The sequence below is a fragment of the Bradyrhizobium sp. SUTN9-2 genome (assembly GCF_003122645.1).
Lineage (GTDB): Bacteria > Pseudomonadota > Alphaproteobacteria > Rhizobiales > Xanthobacteraceae > Bradyrhizobium > Bradyrhizobium yuanmingense.
The window spans coordinates 2991924-3007885 of sequence record NZ_LAXE01000001.1 but is presented as its reverse complement, the minus strand read 5'-3'; the positions used below and the strand labels follow the sequence as shown (position 1 = coordinate 3007885).

At 63.9% G+C, this 15962-nt stretch carries 15 protein-coding genes and 1 pseudogene; 8 read left to right on the top strand and 8 right to left on the bottom strand.

Annotation, left to right across the window (positions count from 1 at the left end; all coding sequences use genetic code 11):
* Positions 1-24: 24 nt before the first annotated feature.
* Positions 25-204 (bottom strand): hypothetical protein, encoded by a 180-nt coding sequence (locus XF30_RS37745; protein WP_146207700.1) that lies wholly within the window; start codon positions 202-204, stop codon positions 25-27.
* Between XF30_RS37745 and XF30_RS13750 the strand changes: the two genes are divergently transcribed.
* Complete coding sequence (locus XF30_RS13750) at positions 203-931, top strand: CBS domain-containing protein (protein ID WP_109143016.1); 729 nt, start codon at positions 203-205, stop codon at positions 929-931. The two genes, XF30_RS37745 and XF30_RS13750, sit on opposite strands and share 2 nt — an antisense overlap.
* 12 nt (positions 932-943) lie before the next feature.
* Here the strand turns inward: XF30_RS13750 and XF30_RS13745 are convergent, their stop codons facing one another.
* The 3 genes from XF30_RS13745 to XF30_RS13735 form a co-directional block, all read right to left on the bottom strand.
* Complete coding sequence (locus XF30_RS13745) at positions 944-1402, bottom strand: RidA family protein (protein WP_109143015.1); 459 nt, start codon at positions 1400-1402, stop codon at positions 944-946.
* A 21-nt stretch (positions 1403-1423) separates the two neighbouring features.
* Complete coding sequence (locus XF30_RS13740) at positions 1424-3115, bottom strand: benzoate-CoA ligase family protein (protein WP_109143014.1); 1692 nt, start codon at positions 3113-3115, stop codon at positions 1424-1426.
* A 144-nt stretch (positions 3116-3259) separates the two neighbouring features.
* Complete coding sequence (locus tag XF30_RS13735; protein ID WP_036007554.1) at positions 3260-3751, bottom strand: MarR family winged helix-turn-helix transcriptional regulator; 492 nt, start codon at positions 3749-3751, stop codon at positions 3260-3262.
* A gap of 278 nt (positions 3752-4029) precedes the next feature.
* On the opposite strand from XF30_RS13735, the pseudogene XF30_RS13730 reads away from it, so the two are divergent.
* Together XF30_RS13730 and XF30_RS13725 are read left to right on the top strand one after the other, a co-directional pair.
* Positions 4030-5206 (top strand): annotated as a pseudogene (locus tag XF30_RS13730) (ABC transporter substrate-binding protein).
* A 106-nt stretch (positions 5207-5312) separates the two neighbouring features.
* A complete protein-coding gene (locus XF30_RS13725; RefSeq protein WP_036007559.1) occupies positions 5313-5768 on the top strand; it encodes a cupin domain-containing protein in 456 nt (151 codons plus the stop codon).
* Positions 5769-5777: 9 nt separating this feature from the next.
* On the opposite strand, the gene XF30_RS13720 is transcribed toward XF30_RS13725, so the two are convergent.
* The 3 genes from XF30_RS13720 to XF30_RS13710 form a co-directional block, all read right to left on the bottom strand.
* Positions 5778-7028, bottom strand: coding sequence for a flavin-dependent oxidoreductase (locus XF30_RS13720; RefSeq protein ID WP_109143013.1), 1251 nt, complete (start codon positions 7026-7028; stop codon positions 5778-5780).
* A gap of 306 nt (positions 7029-7334) precedes the next feature.
* Positions 7335-8171, bottom strand: a complete 837-nt coding sequence (locus XF30_RS13715) for an enoyl-CoA hydratase family protein (RefSeq protein ID WP_036028952.1) — start codon at positions 8169-8171, stop codon at positions 7335-7337.
* A gap of 40 nt (positions 8172-8211) precedes the next feature.
* On the bottom strand, positions 8212-8973 hold the full coding sequence (locus XF30_RS13710; protein WP_109143012.1) for an SDR family NAD(P)-dependent oxidoreductase: 762 nt from the start codon (positions 8971-8973) through the stop codon (positions 8212-8214).
* A 193-nt stretch (positions 8974-9166) separates the two neighbouring features.
* Between XF30_RS13710 and XF30_RS13705 the strand changes: the two genes are divergently transcribed.
* Genes XF30_RS13705 through XF30_RS13685 form a run of 5 tightly spaced genes read left to right on the top strand, consistent with a single transcriptional unit; the run spans position 9167 to position 14918 of the window.
* Positions 9167-9982: an alpha/beta fold hydrolase gene (locus XF30_RS13705; protein WP_109143011.1), complete on the top strand. Its 816-nt coding sequence runs from the start codon at positions 9167-9169 to the stop codon at positions 9980-9982.
* Between the two features lie 12 nt (positions 9983-9994).
* Entirely contained in the window at positions 9995-11284 is a 1290-nt protein-coding gene (locus XF30_RS13700) for an acyl-CoA dehydrogenase family protein (RefSeq protein ID WP_109143010.1), read from the top strand.
* A gap of 2 nt (positions 11285-11286) precedes the next feature.
* The gene (locus tag XF30_RS13695; RefSeq protein WP_109143009.1) at positions 11287-12822 is read left to right on the top strand and encodes a class I adenylate-forming enzyme family protein; all 1536 of its coding nucleotides are present in this window, start codon (positions 11287-11289) and stop codon (positions 12820-12822) included.
* Complete coding sequence (locus XF30_RS13690) at positions 12819-13907, top strand: NAD/NADP-dependent octopine/nopaline dehydrogenase family protein (RefSeq protein ID WP_109143008.1); 1089 nt, start codon at positions 12819-12821, stop codon at positions 13905-13907. The genes XF30_RS13695 and XF30_RS13690 overlap by 4 nt, the downstream gene beginning before the upstream one ends.
* A gap of 3 nt (positions 13908-13910) precedes the next feature.
* Entirely contained in the window at positions 13911-14918 is a 1008-nt protein-coding gene (locus XF30_RS13685) for a 3-hydroxybutyryl-CoA dehydrogenase (protein ID WP_109143007.1), read from the top strand.
* Here XF30_RS13685 and XF30_RS13680 read toward each other — a convergent pair.
* Entirely contained in the window at positions 14900-15946 is a 1047-nt protein-coding gene (locus tag XF30_RS13680; RefSeq protein WP_036028939.1) for a 2,5-dihydroxypyridine 5,6-dioxygenase NicX family protein, read from the bottom strand. The genes XF30_RS13685 and XF30_RS13680 overlap by 19 nt on opposite strands.
* Positions 15947-15962: the final 16 nt, after the last annotated feature.

Here is a 15962-nt window from a genome sequence, read left to right as displayed (position 1 = left end):
TCATTGTTCCTGCGGGCTTCTGTTCTACGCCTGCGGCAGGATATGGCGACGCTTCCGGGGCGCGTTGAGCTGCATCAAATCGCGACACGGATCAAAATCGGTGATCAAGGCAAGCTTTCTCCGCTTGACCTGAGTCAAACCGCACCCCGATGGATTCACTAGGCTTTGTCCATTGAAATTGACATGCCAGCGGAGTTTGTCCATGCGCGCCCACCAGATCATGACCCGGTCGGTCATCTCTGTCACCCCCGACACCAGCATCGTCGAGGCGGCCAATATCATGCTGAAGCGACATGTGAGCGGCCTCACGGTCGTCGACGCTACCGGCAAGCTGGTCGGCGTGGTGTCGGAGGGAGATTTCATCCGCCGCAGCGAGATCGGCACCCGGCGCAAGCGCGGGCGCTGGCTGCGGTTCATCCTCGGTCCGGGCAAATCCGCCAGCGACTTCGTTCACGAACACGGCCGCAAGGTCTCGGAAGTGATGACCGACCTGCCCGTAACCATCACCGAGGATACGGCGCTTGCGGAGATCGTCGATCTCATGGAGCGAAACAACGTCAAGCGGCTGCCGGTGGTGCGCGGCGACAAGGTCGTCGGAATCGTGTCCCGCGCCAACCTGTTACAGGCCGTGGCCGGGCTCGCCCGCGAAGTGCCGGATCCAACCGCCGATGACGACCACATTCGCAGCCGCATCATCGACACTATGGAGAAGAACGACTGGTGCCCGTTCGGGCTGAACGTCATCGTGCGCGACGGTATCGTTCATCTCAGCGGCGTCATCACCGAAGAGCGCGCTCGGCAAGCCGCGATCGTCGCCGCGGAGAACGTCGAGGGCGTGAAGAAGGTGCACGATCATCTCTGCTGGGTCGACACCATATCCGGCGTCTATCTCAACTCGCCCGAAGACGATGAGCTCGCCAAAGCGAGCTGATTGCCGCGGAGTTCAGCTCGGAATGACGGCGGTGGCTTCGATCTCGACGCGCGCCGCCTTCTCGACGAGGCGGACGACCTGTACCAGGGCCATCGCTGGATAGTGCGTTCCGAAGACGTCGCGGTAGATCCTGCCGAGCTCCTTCAGATTGGCCAGGTACTCGTCCATGTCGACGACGTACCAGGTCAGGCGCACGAGGTGCTCGGGCCGGGCACCGGCCTCGGCCAGGATCGCTGCGATGTTGTCCAGGGTCTGGCGCACCTGCGCGACGAAGCCATCGGCGAGACGCTCCTCGGCGTCCCAGCCGATCACCCCGCCGGTGACGACGATGCGTCCTTCGGCAGCCATGCCGTTGGCATAGCCCTTCGGCAGCGGCCAGCCTGACGGCTGCAGGATCTGCGCCTTGGTGCGCGTTCCATCCTCGGCTGCGGTCGGCAGGACCGCGAGTTGCGGGCTTTTCGGCGTCGTCACAGACAATTCTCTATCCTTCTCTCATTCCGCGGCGACGCCTGAGGACGTCACTGCAGCCTGCGCCAGCTGCCGCAGGGCAAAGCGCTTCAGCTTGCCGGTCTCGGTCTTCGGCAATTGCGCGACGAACTCGATGGCGCGCGGATATTTATACGGCGCGATCTCGCGTTTGACGTGCTCCTGCAACTCGGCCACGAGCTGAGCGTCAGGGGTCACGCCGGGCGCGGCAATGACATAGGCTTTGACGATCATGCCCCGCGCCTCGTCCGGCGCGCCGACCACACCGCATTCGGCGACCGCCGGATGCGTAAGCAGCGCCGCTTCGACGTCCGTTCCTGCGATGTTGTAGCCGGCCGACACGATCATGTCGTCGGAGCGCGACTGGTACCAGAAATAGCCGTCGCTATCCATCAAATAGGTGTCGCCGGTGATGTTCCAGCCGTTCTGGACGTATTTCCGCTGCCGCTCGTCGGCCAGATAGCGGCAGCCGGTCGGCCCGCGCACGGCGAGAAAGCCCATCGTTCCGGGCGGCACGTCGCGGCCCTCATCATCGACGATCTTGGCTTCATAGCCCGGCACGGGCTTGCCGGTGGCGCCGGGGCGGATCTCGTCCTCGGTCGCGCTGATGAAGATGTGCAGCATCTCGGTCGAGCCGATGCCGTCCATCAGCTTGATCCCGGTCGCCTTAAGCCAGGCATCGAATGTCGGCTTGGGAAGGGTCTCGCCCGCAGAGACGCATTTGCGGAGCGAAGAAATGTCGCGGCCTGCGAGCTTGCCAAGCATGGCGCGGTATGCGGTCGGCGCCGTGAAGCAGACCGTGGTCTTGTACTGCTCGATCGCATTCAGAATGTCGTCCGGCGTCGTCTTCTCCAGCACAACGAAGGAGGCGCCGATATGCATCGGAAACAGCACGCCGCCGAAGCCGAAGGTGAAGGCGAGCGGCGCCGAGCCGATAAAGCGATCGTTTTGCTCGGCGCGCAGAATGTTGCGCGCATAGCCGTCACAGACCGCGAGCATGTCGCGATGGAAATGCATGGTGCCCTTGGGATCGCCGGTCGTGCCCGAGGTGAAGGCGATCAGGCAGATGTCGTCGGCGGCGGTATCGACCGCCTCGAACTCCGGGCTGACATCGGCGATCAACGCTTCCAGCGAATCCGCCGCGCCATTGCCCCAATAGACGACCCGCTCGAGACCGGGCGCAGCAGCTTTCGCCTTCTCCATCTCCTCGGCGAGCTTTCCGTCGCACAGCGCCAGCGTGATCTCCGCCTTCTGGATCGGATAGGACAGCTCCTTGGCGCGCAACAGCGGCATCGTCGCCACGCAGATTCCACCGGCCTTGATCACCGCGAGATAGGTCGCAACCATCATCGGATTGTTGGCCGAGCGCAGCAGCACACGCCCGCCGGTGACGAGGCCGAGCTTGCCAACCAGCACATTGGCGATGCGGTTCACCAGCGCCTGCAGCTCGCGATAGGTGTAGCTGACGGCCGGGCTGATGACGCAAGGGGCATCGCCATGGCCCTGCTCGACCCAGCGATCGAGGAAATAGCTGACGCAGTTCAGTCGCGGCGGATAGTTCAGCTCCGGCCGCGTGAAGATGAATTCGGGCCAGAGCTCGCGCGGCGGCAGATGTTGCCGCGCGAACGTATCGACATGGGCCGTCGCGGCGCTGCCGTCAGACGAGCCCGTCCCTTGAATCTTGGCGGCGTTGGCCATCGCACGCTCCTTTCAGCATGGATTGCACCCGGCAGCACGATCTGGAAAACATTTTAGGCTTAAAGCAATTCGGCGCAATAGGGGATTTTGGGCATCCCGTGCTTTTTCATGCGGCAAAGGGTGTCGGGCTGTCGCGCCCGTAGGCTACGGCCGGCGGCGGGCGGCCGATTTCTGCGCGGACGCCTTGGTCTTGGCGAGGAGGCGCATCAATTCGCGCACATCCTTCGGGGAGAGATCGGCGAACAGATCGGCGATCCAGGTCTCGTGCTCGGCGGCCATCCTGCGGAACTCGGCACGCCCGAGCTTGGTCAGCCGGATCACCTGGACGCGGCGATCGGTGTCTGAGGTCCGCCGGTCGAGATGGCCTGATTCCACCAGGCGCTCCACGAGCCCGGTCACATTGCCGTTCGAGACCATCATGCGCTTGGAGACATCTGACAGGGTCATGCCGTCAGGCGCCTTGTCGAGCTGTGCCATCAGGTCGAAACGCGGCAACGTGACGTCGAACCGCTGCCGCAGCCGGCCGCGCACCTCGCCCTCGATCAGCGTCGTGCACGTCAAGAGCCGCAGCCACAGCCGAAGCTCTTCGGCGTGGTCCTCCGGTGTTTCGACAACCTTGGTCTCGGAATCGAGCATGTCGATGCAGTCACTCACGGCCGGCCATGGCGCGGGCACGGATTCCCCAACGTTTTGAGCTTCAAATAAATCCGCGTCGGCCGCAAGTCCAAAGCTGCAACAATCGACCGCACGCCAGTTTCTTTAGGCTTCAAATAATTGGCGCGCAGCTTGCATGCATCGCTGCTCGCAGGATGCGACGCCCCGCGCTCGGCTTGCCGGGACCGCCGTCATCGGCATAAGCTTTGGATTGAAGTACGTGGCTTGCAGCGCAAGCCAATCGTCACGAGGGACAGATCATGAAGACGAAAATGACCTTGGCCGCAGCTGCGATGCTACTCGGCACCGTGGTGACCCCTGCCCTCGCCCAGGAAAAAATCAAGCTGGGTGTGATCGTGACCCTATCGGGGCCCGCCGCAGCGCTGGGCCAGCAGGTTCGCGACGGCTTCGCGCTCGCCGTGAAGGATCTCGGCAGCAAGATGGGTGGCCGCGATGTCGAGGTCGTCGTCGTCGACGATGAGCTGAAGCCGGATGCTGCGGTGACCAAGGTGAAGGGCCTTCTGGAACGTGAGAAGGTCGACTTCGTGGTCGGGCCGATCTTCTCTAACATCCTGCAGGCCATCCACCGGCCCATCACGGAGTCGAAAACCTTCCTGATCAGCCCCAATGCCGGTCCGTCGACCTTCGCCGGCAAGGATTGCAACCCGTTCTTCTATGTGACCTCGTATCAGAACGATCAGGTGCACGAGATCCTCGGCAAGGTCGCGCAGGACCGCGGCTACAAGCGGATGTACCTGATGGTGCCGAACTATCAGGCTGGCAAGGATTCGGTGGCGGGCTTCAAGCTGGACTACAAGGGCGAGATCGTCGAAGAGTCCTACATGCCGCTGAACACGTTGGATTTCCAGCCGGAGCTCTCCAAGATTTCCTCGCAGAAGCCCGATGCACTGTTCACATTCATGCCGGGCGGCCTCGGCGTCAATCTCGTCAAGCAGTACCGGCAGGCCGGGCTCGCCGATACTATTCCGGTGCTCTCGGCCTTCACGGTCGATGAATCGACCCTGCCGGCACAGCAGGATGCGGCGGTGGGCATGTTCGGTGGCGCGAACTGGGCGCCCAATCTCGACAATCCCCAGAACAAGAAGTTCGTTGCCGCCTATGAGGCCGCCTACAAACAGCGTTCCCGGCACCTACGCCTTCCAGGCCTATGATGCCGCGATGCTGATCGACAGCGCAGTCAAGGCCGTGAAGGGCAATCTCTCCAACAAGGAGGCCGTTGGCGCCGCGTTGAAGAAGGCCGACTTCACCTCGCTGCGCGGGGCCTTCAAGTTCAACAACAACAATTATCCGATCCAGGATTTCTACCTGACCAAGGTCGCCAAGCGTCCGGACGGCAAGTTCCAGACCGAGATCGTGCAGAAGGTCTTCGAAAATTACGGCGACCGCTATGCCAAGGACTGCAAGGCGTCGAACTGAGCATGATCCGGACCCGAAGGGCCGCACTAGCGCAAAGTGCGCAGCGGTTTTCCGATGAAGATCATGCTCTGACAATAGCCGCGCAGCGCGCTACGGGAGGACTGCAATGAAGAGCGAAATCACCGGCATCACGCGGGCCAATGAAGGAATCCAGGGCATTTCCTGGAACATCCTCGGCCAGACCTACGTGCCGAAGAGCTACGCCGAGAACAGCTTCTCCTGGCACGCGACGCTACCGCCGGGCACCTTCGTGCCGCCGCACATTCACCCCGACCAGGATGAGTATCTCTATATGCTGGAGGGCAAGCTCGATTTCATGCTGGGCAATTCGGAGGCGCAGGCCAGTGCAGGCGACCTGATCCGCCTCGGCATGGGCGTGCCGCACGGCATCTTCAACAAGTCGGAGCAGACCGCCAAGGTGCTGTTCTGGGTCTCGCCGAGCCGCAAGCTGTTCGACCTGTTCTGGGGTCTCCACAACATGAAGGAGCAGAAGCCCGAGGACGTCGTGGCGATGGCCGCCGAGTTCAACATCCACTTCCTACCGCCGCCGCCCGGCGGCTAGCAGCCTGTCTTAAGCGCGCACCGCCGCGAGTCCCGGCACCGCAGCGAAGCCTGCCTTGGTGGCATAGCCACGCACGATGGCCTCGCGCTGGGAATAGCTCAGAACGTTGTCGACATTGTCGAAACCGTCGGGCGCGAGCTGCTCGACGGCGTCGATGACGCCCTCCGGCCCGCCGCGCCGGTTGGAGCGGACGATTTCGGCCGTCATCGGCAGACGCTTCTTCTCGTATTCGAGCAAGGCCTGACGCGGGTGTTCGGCGCGCACCAGCACATCCGCAAGACAGCGCGCGTCGAGAATAGCCTGCGAGGCGCCGTTCGACCCCACCGGATACATCGGATGCGCGGCATCGCCGAGCAGCGTGACCCTGCCCGATGACCAATAGGGCAAGGGATCGCGATCGCAGGTCGGATATTCGTAGAATTCGGGCGTTGCCGAGATCAGGCTCTTCACGTCGATATAGGGCACCGAGAAGCGCGCCACGTGCGGCATCAGCTCCTCGCGGCGGCCCGGCCGCGACCAGTCTTCCTTCCGCGGCGGCGGCGCGTTGCCCTCGCCCACTTTTACCAGCACCGCCCAATTGGTCAGGCGGCTCGCCGGGCTCGATCCTTCCGCGATGGGATAGATCACCACCTTGGCATTGAGACCGCCGGCCACGATCATCGATTTTCCGGTGAGGAACAGCGGCCAGTCGCGGGCACCGCGCCACAGCATGAGGCCATTCCAGCACGGCGGCCCTTCGTTCGGAAACAGCGTCTCGCGGACGCGCGAGTGAATGCCGTCGGCGCCGATCAGGATATCGCCGCGCGCGGTGTGGACATGGGCGCCGGCGCGATCGAAGAAGTAAGCGGTGACGCCGCCCTCGTCCTGCGAGAAGGCGCCGAGCCGGCAGCCGGTGTGAATCGCCTCACGGCCCAACCGCTGCTCGACGGCACGATGGATGACGCCCTGAAGCCGGCCGCGATGGATCGAGAATTGCGGCACATCGTGGCCGGCGTCGATGCCGCGAGCTTCGCGCCAGACCTCCTGGCCATGGCGGTTGAGATAATAGAGCTGATCGGTGCGGATCGCGACCTCGTCGAGCTTCTGCAGCAGGCCGAGGCCGGCCAACTCCCGCATCGCGTGCGGCAGCGTGTTGATGCCGACGCCGAGCTCGCGAATGGTGTCGGCCTGCTCGAAGATCTCGCAATCCAGGCCGCGCGAGCGGAACATCAAAGCCGTCGTCAGACCACCGATACCGCCACCGACGATAATCGCCTTCATCGCCCTAACTCCACTCGAACCGCAGGCAATGGGTTAAGGTCGCACGGGCGGTCACTCCGCCGCAAGCGGCTTTGTCGCGTCCGCCTTGAGCTCGGCCCGGGTCTTGGGCTTAGTCTTAATTCTCAGCTCCTGGAGATCCTGCCGGTCGCGCACGCTGTCGCGGAACCCGAATACATGCGCATCGGCGACATCATCGCGCGATTGGCGAGCTTCATCTCACGCAGGCGGCAATGAAATTATTTTAAACCTAAAATAATCCCCCGCAAGTCCCCCTTGCTGGATTGGCTGCAGATAATTACGACCGGCTCAGTCGCCCCTGAAGACCGGTTTGACCTTGCTGGCGAAAGCCTCGAAGGCGCGCTCGAAATCCGCCGTTGTCATGCACAGGGCTTGAGCCACGGCCTCTGCCTCGATCGCCTCCTCGACGGACATCGCCCATTCCATAGCCAGCATCCGCTTGGTCATGGTGTTGGCGAAGGTCGGGCCTTCCGCGACCTGCTTGGCCAGAACCTGCGCCTGGGGCAGCACCTGCTCCGGGGTGACGATACGGCTGAAGAAGCCCCAGCGCTCGCCCTCTTCCGCCGTCATGAACCGGCCGGTGTAGAGCAGCTCGGAGGCGCGGGACTGCCCGATGATGCGCGGCAGGATGGCGCAAGCACCCATGTCGCAACCGGCCAACCCCACCTTGTTGAACAGGAACGCCACCTTGGCCCCGCTCGCCGCAAGGCGCATGTCGGATGCCATGGCAATGATCGCCCCGGCGCCGGCGCAGATACCTTCGACCGCGGCCACGATCGGCTGCGGACAGGCCCGCATCGCCTTGACGAGGTCGCCGGTCATGCGCGTGAATGCGGTCAGACCCTTGGTGTCCATCTTCACCAGCGGGCCGATGATCTCGAACACGTCGCCGCCGGACGAGAAATTGCCGCCGGCACCCGTGACGACGATGGACTTGACCGCGTCGTCAAAGGCGCAGGCGCGGAAGAAGTCGGTCAGTTCCCGATAGCTCTCGAACGTCAGCGGATTCTTTCGTTCGGGACGGTTGAGCGTGACCGTCGCAACGCCGTCGACCGCGGCGAGCAGGAAATGCTGCGGTGAGTAATCCGCAAGCGGCACGGTAACGGGATTGGCTGGTCTGCTCATGGGATCTCCTTGGCTTTTCTTTTTCCGCCTGCCCGGCAGGCTAGACTTCGCCACCGGCCACCGCGATCGCCTGTCCGGTGATCGAGCTCGCGCCCTCCCCGCACAGCCAGAGAACTGCGTCTGCGACCTCCTGAGGCGTGACCAGGCGTCCTTGCGGATTGTGCTTCGCGAGCTCGGCAATTGCCTGCTCGCGGGTCCGGCCCGTCTTCTTCATGATGTTGTCGATGCTCCCGGCGACGAGATCGGTGTCGGTGAAGCCGGGACACACCGCATTCACGGTGACGTTGCTTCCAGCCATCTCGAGAGCAAGCGAACGCACGAGGCCGATCACGGCGTGCTTGGCCGCTGCATACGCGCTGACATAGGCATAGCCCTTGAGGCCTGCGGTGGACGCTACCGCGACGATGCGGCCGTAGGGACGATCCTTCATGCCCGGCAGCACGGCCTGGACGGCATGCACGACGCCCATGAAATTGACATCCATCATCCGGCTGAAGAGCGCGCTGTCCGATTTCGCGAACGGCGCCGATTCAGCGCTGCCCGCGTTGGCAATCAGGATGTCGATCGGCTTGCGCGCACTTGCCCCGGCGATCGCGGCTTTCAGAGACGCTTCGTTCGAGACATCAGCGACAGCCGCAAAGTGCGCGGCGCCTGCATTGACCGCCTCGTCGAGAACCAACGCGCTCCGGCCAAGCACGGTCACGGTCGCACCGGCGCCGACGAGAGCGGACGCGATCGCTCGGCCGATGCCGCGCCCGCCACCGGTGACCAGCGTGTGCGGCGAATGCGGCAATCCGGACATGCGCTGGCTCCCTCGGATCTCGTGACCAGTGTTCGATATATTTTAACCTTCAAGTTTTTGCAACGAAAGCGGCGCGTGGGCGGCGAATGATGCGGCACGAGCAACGGCCCGAAAATTGCTTTAAGTATAAAATTATCGCTTTCCATCTCCGAAAGGCCTGTTAGCATCGAGGGGCCCAGCAGAAGGACGTCGCGTGTCGCAGCCTGTGCCAATCATAACAAGGGACGGACGCTTCGCCTATGAAGCCGCGGGCGATCCGGACGCGATACCGCTGATCTTCCTGCACGGCATCGGCGGCGCGGCGCGGGCCTGGCGGCGGCAGCTTGCGACATTTGGCGACCGCTTCCGCGCGATCGCATGGGACATGCCCGGTTATGGAGGATCGGCGCCGCTTGCGAGCGTCAGTATCGCTGCCCTGGCGGAGGCGCTCCAGCAGTTCATCGAGCAACTCGGCGTCAGCAGACCTGTTCTGGTCGGCCATTCCATCGGCGGCATGATCGTTCAGAAGTGGCTGGTTCAATCCCCCAAGCTGGCACGCGCAGTCGTGCTGGCGCAGACCAGCCCTGCGTTCGGAAAGGCGGACGGCGACTGGCAGAAATCATTCATCGCAGCGCGACTGGGACCGCTTGATCGCGGGGAGACGATGAAGTCGCTGGCCCCCTCCCTGGTGAAGGAGCTCGTCGGCGACGATCCCGATCCGAACGGGATGGAGGTTGCCCGCGAATGCATGGGGAGCGTGCCCGAAGCGAGCTATCGCGCCATGATGCTGGCTCTCATCGGCTTCGATCAACGCAGCACGCTCGGAAATATCTCCGTTCCCACGCTGTTGCTGTCCGGCTCAAAGGACAACAACGCGCCCGCGCCGATGATGGCAAAGACGGCGACCTATATCCCGGGGGCCGAATATGTCGAGCTGCCTGGCGTCGGCCATCTCGCCAATCTCGAACGCCCCGACGCCTTCGACGAAGCTCTCGGCCGGTTCCTGAACTCGCTCGCGACCAAAGCTTAAGGTAACTGCGCGATGACCATGCAAGTCAGCAAGACGATTGGCGCGACCAACAAGGTCGCGCTGGATGCGCCGATCTTCGATCCTGTCGCATTCAGCCTGAGCGACGAGCAGGCCGGCATCATCACCCGCGCGAGAGAGATCGGCCAGACCGTGTTTGCCGGTCGCGCCGCCACTTACGATCGCGAGGCGACCTTCCCGACCGAAAATTACCGCGATTTGCATCGCATCGGCCTGCTCGGCATCGCCGTGCCCAAGAGGCACGGCGGCCTCGGCGCCGATTACCAGACCTATACCCTGGCGGCAGCCGAGATCGGCCGCTATTGCGGCGCGACTGCACTGACCTGGAACATGCATGTCTGCACGACCCTGTGGTCGGGTCCCCTCGCCGACGATCTGGACATGGATGCGGCGACGCGCGCCGAGCACGAGCGGCGGCGCGCGGTCCACTACAAGCGCATCGTCGAGGACGGTGCGATCTACTCGCAGCCCTTCTCCGAAGGTGGAGCTGCCGCTGCCGGCGGGGTCGCATTCGGCACGGAAGCAAGGCCGGTCGAAGGCGGTTGGATCGTCAACGGCAAGAAGATCTTTGCATCGCTCTCGGGCCACGCCGATTATTACGGCGTGCTTTGCACCGAGATCGAGCAAGGCGAGAAGGCATCGCGCCGCAATACGCTTTACCTGGCGATATCAGCCAAATCAGAAGGCGTCTCGGTCGTCGGCGACTGGGATCCGCTGGGCATGCGCGGCACGGTTTCGCGAACGCTGCTGTTCAAGGATGTGTTCGTTCCGGAAGATTCGGCGCTGATGCCGCGCGGCGTGTATTTCCAGGCAGCTCAGCGCTGGCCGCACATGTTCCTGACGCTGTCGCCGACCTATATGGGCCTGGCGCAAGCCGCCTACGACTTCACCGTGCGTTACTTGCGCGGCGAGGTCCCGGGCATGCCGTCGGTCAAGCGGCGGATGTACCCGACCAAGCAGATCGCGGTGGCGCAGATGCAGATCAAGCTGGAGCAGATCAAGGCAATCTGGTTCCAGGCCGTGACCGAGGCGCGCGCCAATCCGAGCAAGGAGCAAGTGCTGCGCGCCTATGCCGCGCAATATTCCGTGATGGAGGGCGCCAATGAGCTCGCCGCGCTCGCGATCCGCACCTGCGGCGGTCAGGCCATGCTTCGCTCGCTGCCGCTGGAGCGAATCTATCGTGACAGCCGCTGCGGCTCGCTGATGCTGCCCTGGACCGCCGAGCTCTGCCTCGACCGGATCGGGCGCGAAGCGCTGTACGAGGCCGGTGAAACGGACGACTGACCGTGGACCTCTGTAGCCTGATCGACCGCAACGCGGCGTTCGCGCCAGACAAGACGGCCATTGCCTTCGAAGGGACGCGGCTGAGTTATGCGGCATTCGCCGCACGGATCGAACGGACCGCGACTGCCTTGAAGGGGGAGCTCGGCGTCGGCCGCGGCGATCGCGTCGCGATTCTAAGCCTGAACCGGCCGGATTATCTGGTTCTGCTTTACGCCTGTGCGCGGCTCGGCGCGATGCTGGTGCCGCTGAACTGGCGCCTGGCCGTCGCCGAGCAGCTGTTCATTCTCAGTGATGCCGGCGCAAAGGTCCTGGTGCTCGAGCGGGCGTTTTCCGGAGTGCTTGCCGAGCTGGGGCAGACCGCGGCAGGGACATCCGTCGTCGGCCTCGACTTCACGCCGCCTCGCGGCACGACATTCGAAGATTTGCTGGTCCGCGGTGACGGCACGAACCGAAATCCACACACCGACCTCTCCAGCCCGCTGCTCATCGTCTACACGTCGGGCACGACGGGACGGCCAAAGGGCGCGGTGCTGCGCCAGGAGGCGCTGTTCTGGAACGGTGTCATGAGCCAGCACATGCACAACATGACGTCCGACGACCACGTGCTGACCGTGCTGCCGTTCTTCCACGTCGGTGGCCTCAACATCCAGACTACGCCGGCGTTGCAGCTGGGCGCGACCGTCACGGTCCATGCGCGCTTCACGCCGGACGCCGCGCTTGCGGCCATTGAAGGGGAACGGCCGACACTCACGGTGATGGTTCCTGCGATCCTTCAGGCGGTGAGTGAGCATCCCGCCTGGGCGACCGCTGATCTTTCCTCACTCAAGGCCGTCGCCACCGGCTCGACCATCGTACCGCCGCACCTGATCGAGCGCTTCGTCGCGCGCGACGTCCCGGTGCTTCAGGTCTATGGCTCGACCGAAACCTGCCCGATCGCCGTCTACACGCGGCTTGGCGGCGATCTTTCGCGCGCGGGATCGACCGGCCTTGCCGGCCTGTGCTGCGAGGCAAAGGTGATCGACCAGGCCGGCGAAGAACTGCCCGCGGGCACGCCGGGCGAAATCGCGGTGCGCGGTCCCAACGTGTTCTTCGAATATTGGGGAAACGACGCCGCAACGCGCGAGGCGCTGCAGGATGGCTGGTATCGCACCGGTGATATCGGCCTGTGCGATGCCGACGGCTATTTCTGGGTCCGCGACCGAAAGAAGAACATGATCATTTCAGGCGGAGAAAACGTCTACCCGGCCGAGGTCGAGCGCGTTCTGCTCGAACACCCCGACGTCAGCGAATGCGCCGTGATCGGCCGGCCGGACCCGCGCTGGGACGAGGTGCCGGTCGCCTATGTCATTGCGAGATCCGGCTGCCGGCTCGAGGCGGACGAATTGAGGGCGCATCTTCAGGCGCAACTCGCGCGCTACAAAATTCCGCGCGAGATCGTCTTCGTCAACGACCTGCCGCGGACGGCGCTGGGCAAGGTCCAGCATTTCCTGCTGAAGCAGCTTGATGCGCAGTCACGGGCGCAAGGAGAAGCATCTTGAAGATCGCAGTTCTGGGTGGGGGAAACGGCTCTTTCGCGGCCGCGGGCGATTTTGCGCTGTCGGGGCACGAGGTGCGGCTCTGGCGCCGCGATGCCGATCAAGTCGCAGCGCATCGCGCCGCCGGCTCGCGCATCCTGGTCAAGGATCACACCGGCCGTCATGACGTGAAGCTGGCGCTGGTCACGACCGACATCGCGGACGCCGTCGAAGGCACGGAGCTGATCCTGTGCCCCGCGCCCGCCTTCGCGCAACCAAATATCGCTCGCCTGCTCGCGCCGCATTTGCGGGACGGTCAGGTCGTCTTTCTGCCGCCAGCGACGTTCGGCTCGATGATCTTCGCCCAGGCGACCCGAGATGCCGGCAACAATGCCAAGGCCAGCTTTGCCGAAACGGGCACGCTTCCGTGGCTGACCCGCAAGCACGGACCGTTCGAGGTCGCGATCACCATTCGCGCCAAGCGGCTCCCCGTCGGCGTGTTCCCGCTTGACCAAGCGCCCCACGCGCTCGCTGTGATCGGACGCGCTTTCCCAGACGCGATCGAGGCGTGCGGAGACGCGCTGTCGGGCGCCCTGATGAACGCAGGTCCGATCATTCACCCGCCGTTGATCGTGATGAACGCAGGGCCGATCGAACATTTCGAGCGCTGGGACATTCACAAGGAAGGTACGCAAGCCGCGATCCGCCGGGTCACTGACGCGCTCGACGCAGAACGCATCGCGGTGCGCGAGGCACTCGGCTACGGCGCGCCACATTTCCCGCTGGCTCATCACTACGCGAGGGAAGGCGAGATCTGGATGTATGGTCGCGGCTCGCACGACCGGCTGACCGATTCCGGTGATTGGCGCGAGCGGATCGTGCTGACAGAGCACCGTTACATGCGCGAGGATCTGCGGCTTGGGCTGTCGCTGCTGGTGTCCGTCGCGGGCCTCGCTGGCGTGGACACACCGCTGGCCAAAGCGTTTCTGTCAATCGGCGGCGCGGTCTGCGGCGAAGATTTTGCGCGAGGTGGCCGAACGCTCCAGACGCTGGGACTCGGCGAGCTCAGCAAGGCTGAATTGCAGACGCTGCTCCGCAATGGATTCTGATCAATGACCAGTCGCATCAATATCGCCTGTCTCGGCGCTGGCCGCATGGGCCGGGGCATTGCCGTTGCCTTCGCGTATGCAGGGCACAGGGTCACGATGATCGATATCAAGGCGCGTTCCGCGGAGGACTTCACCAAGCTGGAAACGGACGCGCTTGGCGAAGTCAGGAAGACCTTCGCCAGCCTGTCAAAACTGGGGCTGCTGACCGACGCGGATGTCGATCCGCTGATCGCGCGGGTCTCGGTGGTGCCGGCGAGCCGGAGCGGCGCAGCGTTGGCCGAAGCCGGAATGATCTTCGAAGGCGTTCCTGAGGTGGTCGAGCTCAAGCGCGAGGTGCTGGGGGCGGCGGCAAAGCAGGTCGGCCCTGAAACGATCATCGCGTCGACGACCTCGACCATCCTCGTCGACGATCTCTCGGGCGCGATCGTGAACCCGCGCCGCTTTCTAAACGTGCACTGGCTCAACCCGGCCTATCTCATCCCGCTGGTCGAGGTTTCGCCCGGCAAGGCGACAGACCCGGCCGTCATCGACGAGGTCAAGACGCTGCTCGAAGGCATCGGGAAGGTGCCGGTGGTCTGCGCCGCCACACCGGGTTTCATCGTCCCGCGCATCCAGGCGCTGGCAATGAACGAGGCCGCGCGCATGGTCGAGGAAGGCGTCGCCAGCGCCGAAGAGATCGACAAGGCGATCCGTTACGGCTTCGGCTTCCGCTATGCCGTGCTCGGGCTGCTCGAATTCATCGATTGGGGCGGCGGCGATATCCTATACTACGCCAGCCGTTACCTCGAAGGCGCGCTTGGTAGCGACCGCTATCGCGCGCCGGAGGTCATTTCCCGCAACATGCATGAAGGCCGGATCGGCCTGCGCACGGGCGTCGGCTTCCTGGATTACTCCGGGATGGACGTCGATGCTTATCGCGTGAAGCGGTTGCAGGCCATGGTCGACCTGCTCCGGCACTTCGACCTCGCCCGGCCGCCCGTGCTCGATCGCGGCTACCCGAAGACGTCCTGAAGCACGCCTTCGCGGACGACCGCAACGCCGTCGAGCTCGATCGTCGTTCCCATCATCGGCAGGTCGAAATGTCCGGCCGTGTAGCGCCCTGCAAATTCATTCGCACCGGTCGAGAACAGGAAATTGCCGGAAACGGCCCGAATCTCTGTGCCGTTGGTGTCGCGCTGGTCATACATGGATAGTGCCTCATAGCGCGCACCGGGATTCATGCCGAAGCCGACATGCGACACGGCATAGGCTTCGCGATCGCCCCAGGCGGCCAGATAAGCGCGCATCATCGCGGCATCCGTGCCCTCGCCTTCGAGTTCCACGACATAGTCGTCCTTCAGAGTCATCTTCACCGGCGAGGTCAGGTAGCGCTTGAAGGTCAGGTTGATGTCGCCGGGCGCCATCACCAGAGTGCCGTTGATGGTCCCGCTCTTGGGAAAGCTGACGACGATGCCGCCGGGCCAATGCGCGAGCGTGCCGGGCTTGTCGGTCCAGCCCCACACACCGACCGTCGACGCTCCGACCATATCGACATCGAGCGCCGTGCCGGCCTTCGAGGAGACACGCATGCGCTTCGTTCCGCGCAGCATTTTGGCCGCCGCACGAACACGCTTTTCGAGCGCGGAATCCGGCACCATGCGCTCCAGCGCTTCGGGATGCTCGTTGGAGATCACCAGGATCCGCGCGCCGGCTTTGAGAATCTCCGGCGTCTCCACCGCATGCATCAGTCCTTCGATGGTGCAATCCACGACGAAGCCGGCCTGCTGAAGCGCCGTGATCACTGGACCAAGCTTTTGGATCGCCTCGCTCGCCCCGGTGGAGCGGACCGGAACGATATGCCGGTTACGTGGCGTCGGCATCACCACATGAAACGGCCGCGCGCCCATCCGCAGCAGGGCCAGCTCCGCGAGATGGACGTTCAACGCGCGTGACTGGGTCTCCGACAGGATCGCCGCGGTATCGCCGGCCTTGACGGCGCATCGCTCAAAGATCTCGCAAAACGCATCGATCCATTTTGCCTCGATACGATCAGCCAGCATGGTTCTCTCCCGGTCT

Coding starts and splice junctions, on each gene's coding strand:
- XF30_RS13750 (WP_109143016.1), top strand. CDS start 203: ATGCGCGCCCACCAGATCATGACCCGGTCGGTCATCTCTGTCACCCCC.
- XF30_RS37745 (WP_146207700.1), bottom strand. CDS start 204: ATGGACAAACTCCGCTGGCATGTCAATTTCAATGGACAAAGCCTAGTG.
- XF30_RS13740 (WP_109143014.1), bottom strand. CDS start 3,115: ATGGCCAACGCCGCCAAGATTCAAGGGACGGGCTCGTCTGACGGCAGC.
- XF30_RS13735 (WP_036007554.1), bottom strand. CDS start 3,751: ATGCTCGATTCCGAGACCAAGGTTGTCGAAACACCGGAGGACCACGCC.
- XF30_RS13725 (WP_036007559.1), top strand. CDS start 5,313: ATGAAGAGCGAAATCACCGGCATCACGCGGGCCAATGAAGGAATCCAG.
- XF30_RS13720 (WP_109143013.1), bottom strand. CDS start 7,028: ATGAAGGCGATTATCGTCGGTGGCGGTATCGGTGGTCTGACGACGGCT.
- XF30_RS13715 (WP_036028952.1), bottom strand. CDS start 8,171: ATGAGCAGACCAGCCAATCCCGTTACCGTGCCGCTTGCGGATTACTCA.
- XF30_RS13710 (WP_109143012.1), bottom strand. CDS start 8,973: ATGTCCGGATTGCCGCATTCGCCGCACACGCTGGTCACCGGTGGCGGG.
- XF30_RS13700 (WP_109143010.1), top strand. CDS start 9,995: ATGACCATGCAAGTCAGCAAGACGATTGGCGCGACCAACAAGGTCGCG.
- XF30_RS13685 (WP_109143007.1), top strand. CDS start 13,911: ATGACCAGTCGCATCAATATCGCCTGTCTCGGCGCTGGCCGCATGGGC.
- XF30_RS13680 (WP_036028939.1), bottom strand. CDS start 15,946: ATGCTGGCTGATCGTATCGAGGCAAAATGGATCGATGCGTTTTGCGAG.